Source organism: Vreelandella glaciei (genome assembly GCF_013415125.1).
Classification (GTDB): domain Bacteria; phylum Pseudomonadota; class Gammaproteobacteria; order Pseudomonadales; family Halomonadaceae; genus Vreelandella; species Vreelandella glaciei.
Map to the genome: position 1 here is coordinate 1 of NZ_JACCDE010000066.1, position 5544 is coordinate 5544.

Annotated in this window: 5 protein-coding genes; all 5 read left to right on the plus strand. The window is 52.2% G+C overall.

From position 1 onward, the window contains the following. On the plus strand, positions 1 to 261 hold a 261-nt coding region (locus HZS80_RS23025; protein WP_179917441.1), incomplete at its 5' end, for a hypothetical protein. A gap of 303 nt (positions 262 to 564) precedes the next feature. Next, positions 565 to 2070 (plus strand): glucose-6-phosphate dehydrogenase, encoded by a 1506-nt coding sequence (gene zwf, locus HZS80_RS23030; RefSeq protein WP_179917442.1) that lies wholly within the window; start codon positions 565 to 567, stop codon positions 2068 to 2070. 1 nt (position 2071) lies between these two features. Beyond that, positions 2072 to 2737: a 6-phosphogluconolactonase gene (gene pgl / locus HZS80_RS23035; protein WP_035557069.1), complete on the plus strand. Its 666-nt coding sequence runs from the start codon at positions 2072 to 2074 to the stop codon at positions 2735 to 2737. Positions 2738 to 2807: 70 nt separating this feature from the next. Then, positions 2808 to 3470 carry a bifunctional 4-hydroxy-2-oxoglutarate aldolase/2-dehydro-3-deoxy-phosphogluconate aldolase gene (locus tag HZS80_RS23040; protein ID WP_035557071.1) on the plus strand — a complete coding sequence of 221 codons (663 nt, stop codon included), beginning with the start codon at positions 2808 to 2810 and terminating at the stop codon, positions 3468 to 3470. A 259-nt stretch (positions 3471 to 3729) separates the two neighbouring features. After that, positions 3730 to 5325 carry a solute:sodium symporter family transporter gene (locus HZS80_RS23045; RefSeq protein ID WP_179917443.1) on the plus strand — a complete coding sequence of 532 codons (1596 nt, stop codon included), beginning with the start codon at positions 3730 to 3732 and terminating at the stop codon, positions 5323 to 5325. Positions 5326 to 5544: the final 219 nt, after the last annotated feature.

Here is a 5544-nt window from a genome sequence, read left to right on the forward strand (position 1 = left end):
ACTGGCGCGGAACTTGACGTTGGGCATGGCACTGTCTGGGTGAATGGCGATATTCGCTATATTGCCATGCAGTTCAGTAGGTTAGAAGCATTCCTGGGGGCCGGTCTCACGGATTCAGGAGCTATGCCTGATGCATATGTAGACAGCCATACTCAAACAGAACTGGTCTATGCCGGTATTGCTACCTATGCGAAGTTAACAGGTGCTGCTATTGGCATCTCTGTAGCAAAAAAAATCCATAAAAATATTAATCCAACATGATGCCCCTTTCTTTGGCGACAGTCTAAGCTGATGCCTTGGTCAATGCTTAATGAATTAACGGTTATTTTCATCTCGTTTAATCCGGATTTCATCTTAGATTGGCGCGTGGCTGTGGATTATGTGAAGGGCGAGGAGTAAAAGTGGAAGGTACAAGGTCAGACGGAATAGATAAAGCATTCACAGAGCAGCAATTACGCATATTTTGTAGTAAAATTACACGAATTGTTGCGTATAATGCCCTCAATACGGTAAATTTTAGGTAATCTAACTACATTAGATGCCTAATTATAAATAGGAGCAAAGATGAGCCAGTCCAATGCTTCCCAAAGTGCACCGCTGGGCGATCCCAACCATGCTATCGATTTAGCACTGTTTGGGGCGCTGGGTGATCTTGCCATGCGCAAGCTGTTTCCTGCCCTATACCATCTTGATCGTGAAGGCTTGATGCCTGAGAGCACGCGCATTATGGGACTGGCTCGCCAAGAGCATGATGCGGCGTCATTTCGCAAAATGGTAAATGAAGTGCTGCAAAAACGACTGAAAAGCAACGAGCAGGATCAGCAGAGCCTTGAGCGCTTTCTCGCCCGCCTGGATTACTTAAAACTCGATTTTTCGAGTGTCGACGGGTACGACGCTATCCGCCAGTGGCGAAAGGGTTCTCCTCGGCCGATGGTGGTGTATCTTTCCGTTGGTGCACGCATTTACGGTGATATCTGCCACCATCTTCAGGCCAGCAAAAGCCTGGACAATGAGTCTCGCGTGGTGGTTGAAAAACCGATTGGTTCCGACCTGCACTCCTCAATTGAAATTAACGACGCCATTGGCGAGGTGTTTCCCGAGTCGCGGATTTACCGTATCGACCATTATTTGGGCAAAGAGACCGTCCAGAACCTGATCGCACTACGTTTTGCCAACCCACTATTCGGTACACAATGGAATCAGAACAACATTTCCCATGTGGAAATCACCGTCGCAGAAAAAGTGGGCATTGAGGGTCGCTGGGGCTACTTTGATGAGGCGGGTCAGTTGCGCGACATGGTGCAAAACCATCTACTGCAGCTTCTCTGCCTGATTGCTATGGACCCCCCCTCGAACCTGGATGCCGATGCCATCCGTGACGAGAAGGTGAAGGTGCTTAAAGCACTCAAACCCTTTGTGGGCGAAGCACTGGGTCGAGACGTAGTGCGCGGCCAGTACATCGCGGGCAACAGCGATGGTCAGGCGGTACCCGGCTATCTAGAAGAAGAGGATGCCAATATCCAAAGCCAGACCGAAACCTTCGTGGCGATGAAAACCGAAGTGGCTAACTGGCGCTGGGCAGGGGTGCCGTTCTATCTGCGCACCGGTAAGCGTATGCCGGAAAAGCTTTCCCAGATTGTGATCCACTTCCGCCAGCAGCCGCACTACATCTTTGATCCCGATCAGCGCGGCATTGCTTCGAATAAGCTGATTATTCGCCTGCAGCCGGAAGAGGGCATTGCCCTGCAAGTATTGACCAAAGATAGTGGCCTGGATAAGGGCATGCGCTTGCGCCCCGGCCCGCTACATCTGGACTTTAACAGCGCCTTCCCAAAGTCGCGCATTCCCGATGCCTACGAACGGCTGTTGTTGGAAGTCATGAAAGGGCAGCAGTATCTGTTCGTTCGCCGCGATGAAATCGAACACGCATGGCGCTGGTGCGACCAACTCATTGATGGTTGGAAAAAACGTGACACGCCGCCGCGTCGTTATCCGGCGGGCTCTTGGGGCCCGGTCGCCTCCATCGCTATGATTACCCAGGATGGCCGCAGCTGGTACGAGGATTATTAATATGAGCCAAGTACGCCAACAGCTCGCCGAGCAGCTTGCCGAAGCGGTATTTCAAGCTCTTCAAGAAGATTTAAACCATCAAGAGCGTGCTCTGTTAGTCGTCTCAGGTGGCTCGACACCGGTACCTTTTTTTAAGGCGCTGGCGGCCAAGCGACTGCCGTGGAATCGTATTGACATCACCCTTGCCGACGAGCGCTGGGTCAAAGAGGAAAGTAGCGATAGCAACGCCAAGCTGGTGCGCGAACACCTGTTGCAGGGTGAAGCGAAGGCTGCCCAATTTATACCGTTAACTTGCGATACCGCTACACCTGAAGAAGGTGTCGAGGAAATTACTAAGCGAATGGATTCATTGGCATGGCCCGCCAGTGTGGTCATTCTGGGCATGGGCGGCGATGGGCACACCGCTTCGCTGTTCCCCGACAGCCGGGAGCTTGACCTGGCACTCGCCACGGATGAGTTGCTGGTGGCAGTGCGCACCCCTAGCCAGCCGCAGCCACGCATTACCTTTTCAGCGGATCGCTTGCATCAAGCGCGCCGTCACTTTCTACACATTACCGGTGATGATAAACGCGCCGTATTGGCCAAGGCATTGAACGGCGACGACGTACGTCAACTGCCGATACGTGTCTTTTTAACCTGCCCACTGGCGATTTACTGGGCGCCCTAAGGCCAATCCTTAGGCCTGCCCTTGAGAGTTAACCGCCTTAGTCAATAATAATTTGCTTGGAGACTCACTAATGACTATCGATAAACAGTTACCGTCCACCCGTACCGCCGAGCTGGATAGCATCTGCTCGAAAGCCGAAGTAATTCCGGTCATCACTATTGAGCGTTTGGAAGACGCTGTCCCGTTGGGCCGCGCACTGGTGGAAGGTGGGCTAACCGTACTGGAAATCACCCTGCGAACCGACTGTGCCCTGGAAGCGGTAAAACGCATGCGTGAAGCGCTGCCCGGTGCCAGCATTGGCGTGGGCACGGTATTAACCCCAGCCCAGTACCGCCAGGCCGAGCAGGTTGGCGCTGATTTTGTGGTAACCCCAGGTGCCACCGACGCCCTCTATCGCTATGGCGTTGAAAGCTCGGTACCGATGCTGCCAGGCGTCTCAACCGTTTCTGAGTTGATGACTGGCTGGCAGTATGGCTATCGTCGGTTTAAGTTCTTCCCTGCAGAATCCAGCGGTGGCGCTAAAGCGATCAAAGCGTTTGGTGCGCCGATTCCTGAAGCACGCTTCTGTCCCACCGGCGGTATCACTGTTGATAACGCCGATGACTATTTATCGTTGCCCAATGTGATGTGTGTCGGCGGTTCCTGGCTAACGCCTAAAGCAATGGTGGAAGCGGAAGATTGGGATGGTATCCGTGAACTCGCACGCCAATCAGCCGAGCGTTTTCATCATTAAGTAAGCCGCCGCTGCTCATCGATAGCAGTGCTGCCAACCGCCCTGGTTTATGTTTTTAAACGTCATGTTTAAGAACAGAACCGGGGCTTTTTTATGCGCTTACTGTACCCTCTTGGCTCTTGAAGGAGCTCCTAAGACTAAAGGTGTATAACAGGGCTATATTCAGCTCATCTAAAATGACTGACTAATATGTCTGACATTTTAATCCGCGCATACCGTAACGTGCGTGCCACATATAATGATGATGAGGTGAGTCAATATGCACGCGTTGACCCTGGCGTCCTTCCTGTTTTTTACAGGGCTAGTCGCCTTCATTACTTGGCGCATTACGCGCCGCGATGACCACTCAAGCACTAGCGGCTACTTTCTGGCTGGCCGCACGCTAACCTTCCCGTTGATTGCTGGCTCACTGCTGATGACCAACCTCTCTACCGAGCAAATGGTAGGGTTGAACGGGGCTGCCTTTGCTGATGGTTTAAGTGTAATGGCCTGGGAAGTGGTGGCTGTTATTGCGCTGGTAGCGCTGGCACTATTTTTCCTGCCACGATTTTTGAAAAGTGGCATAGCCACATTGCCGCAGTTACTCGAAATACGTTTCGATAAAACGACTCAGCTAATCACCAATATCATTTTCTTGATTGCCTACGCGGTGATTCTGCTGCCGATTATTCTCTATTCGGGCGCCATAGGGTTGCAGGGAATGCTTGATCTTCCTGGATTAACCGGCATTGAGTCGTCCACGGCGCTGCTCTGGTTAACGGTGTGGATCGTCGGCATTATCGGCTCGGTGTATGCGCTGTTTGGCGGGCTACGTACGGTAGCGGTTTCCGATACGCTTAACGGCATCGGGCTGCTGATCGGTGGCTTTGTGATTGTCTACTTCGGCCTGCAGGCCGTCAGTGGTGGCACGGGCATTATGGAAGGCTGGAATATCCTTAAAGAGAGCGACCCGGATAAGCTTAATTCGATTGGTGGCTCCGAGCAGCAGGTGCCGTTCTTTACGCTGTTTACCGGCGTATTCCTGATTAATCTTTTCTACTGGAGCACCAATCAGCAAATTATTCAGCGTACTTTTGCAGCCAAAAACCTTGCCGAAGGCCAGAAGGGCGTTCTACTGACCGGTCTTTTTAAACTGCTGGGACCGTTATATCTGGTGTTGCCCGGTATTATTGCTTATCACCTTTATGCCGATCAGGGTGTGCGTGCCGATGAAGCCTACGGCCATTTGGTGTTTAACGTTTTGCCGCCCTATCTAACCGGGTTTTTCGCCGCGGTGATGGTAGGCGCGATCCTATCGTCGTTTAACTCGGCACTTAACAGCACCACCACGATTTTCAGCCTGGGCATCTATAAAGGAGTGCTCAACAAAGAGGCTACCGAAGCACAGGTGGTCAAATCGGGTAAGGTGTTTGGCTGGATTATGGCCATCATCACGATGATTATCGCGCCGCTGCTGGCTGGTCAGGAGAGTCTGTTTGGCTACCTGCAGAAGATGAACGCGATCTATTTCATTCCGATTCTGGCTGTGGTGCTGGTTGGCCTATTGACCAAACGCGTTCCACCTATGGCGGCTAAAATTGCCCTGGTGGGTGGCTGTTTATTGATTGCTGCCGGTTACTTTGTGCCGCCCTTTACGCTGCTGCCGCAGATCATGCACGAGTTCCACTTCGTGGCGTTGGTCTTTGTGTTGCTGGTCGTCGTGATGCTGATTATCGGCAAGCTTCGCCCGCGTGAAACGGATTGGATTCAGCAGCACAGCGGCGATGTGGATCTAACGCCTTGGAAAGGCGCCGTGCCTGCAGGCATCGTGTTGGTCGTGTTAGTCATCGTTATGTATATCAGCTTCGCTGGCTAAACTGGGATTGTCGGAACGAGGCCGTGTCGTTGCGAGGAGCGCAGCGACGCGGCAATCTCAACTTTCGGTGGCACATACCCCAAGATTGCTTCGCTTCGCTCAATGAAAGGGACTCCTCCCCTCTCGAAGCTTCAGAGAGCTACATTGATAGTTGAACCACTTCAATGCGGAGGGGAAGAGTCATGAACAAGCATAAGATAATCGGTATTGATCTGGCAA

Excerpts from the sequence above, each read along its gene's own strand:
- zwf (WP_179917442.1), top strand. The coding sequence starts at position 565 with ATGAGCCAGTCCAATGCTTCCCAAAGTGCACCGCTGGGCGATCCCAAC.
- HZS80_RS23045 (WP_179917443.1), top strand. The coding sequence starts at position 3,730 with ATGCACGCGTTGACCCTGGCGTCCTTCCTGTTTTTTACAGGGCTAGTC.
- pgl (WP_035557069.1), top strand. The coding sequence starts at position 2,072 with ATGAGCCAAGTACGCCAACAGCTCGCCGAGCAGCTTGCCGAAGCGGTA.
- HZS80_RS23040 (WP_035557071.1), top strand. The coding sequence starts at position 2,808 with ATGACTATCGATAAACAGTTACCGTCCACCCGTACCGCCGAGCTGGAT.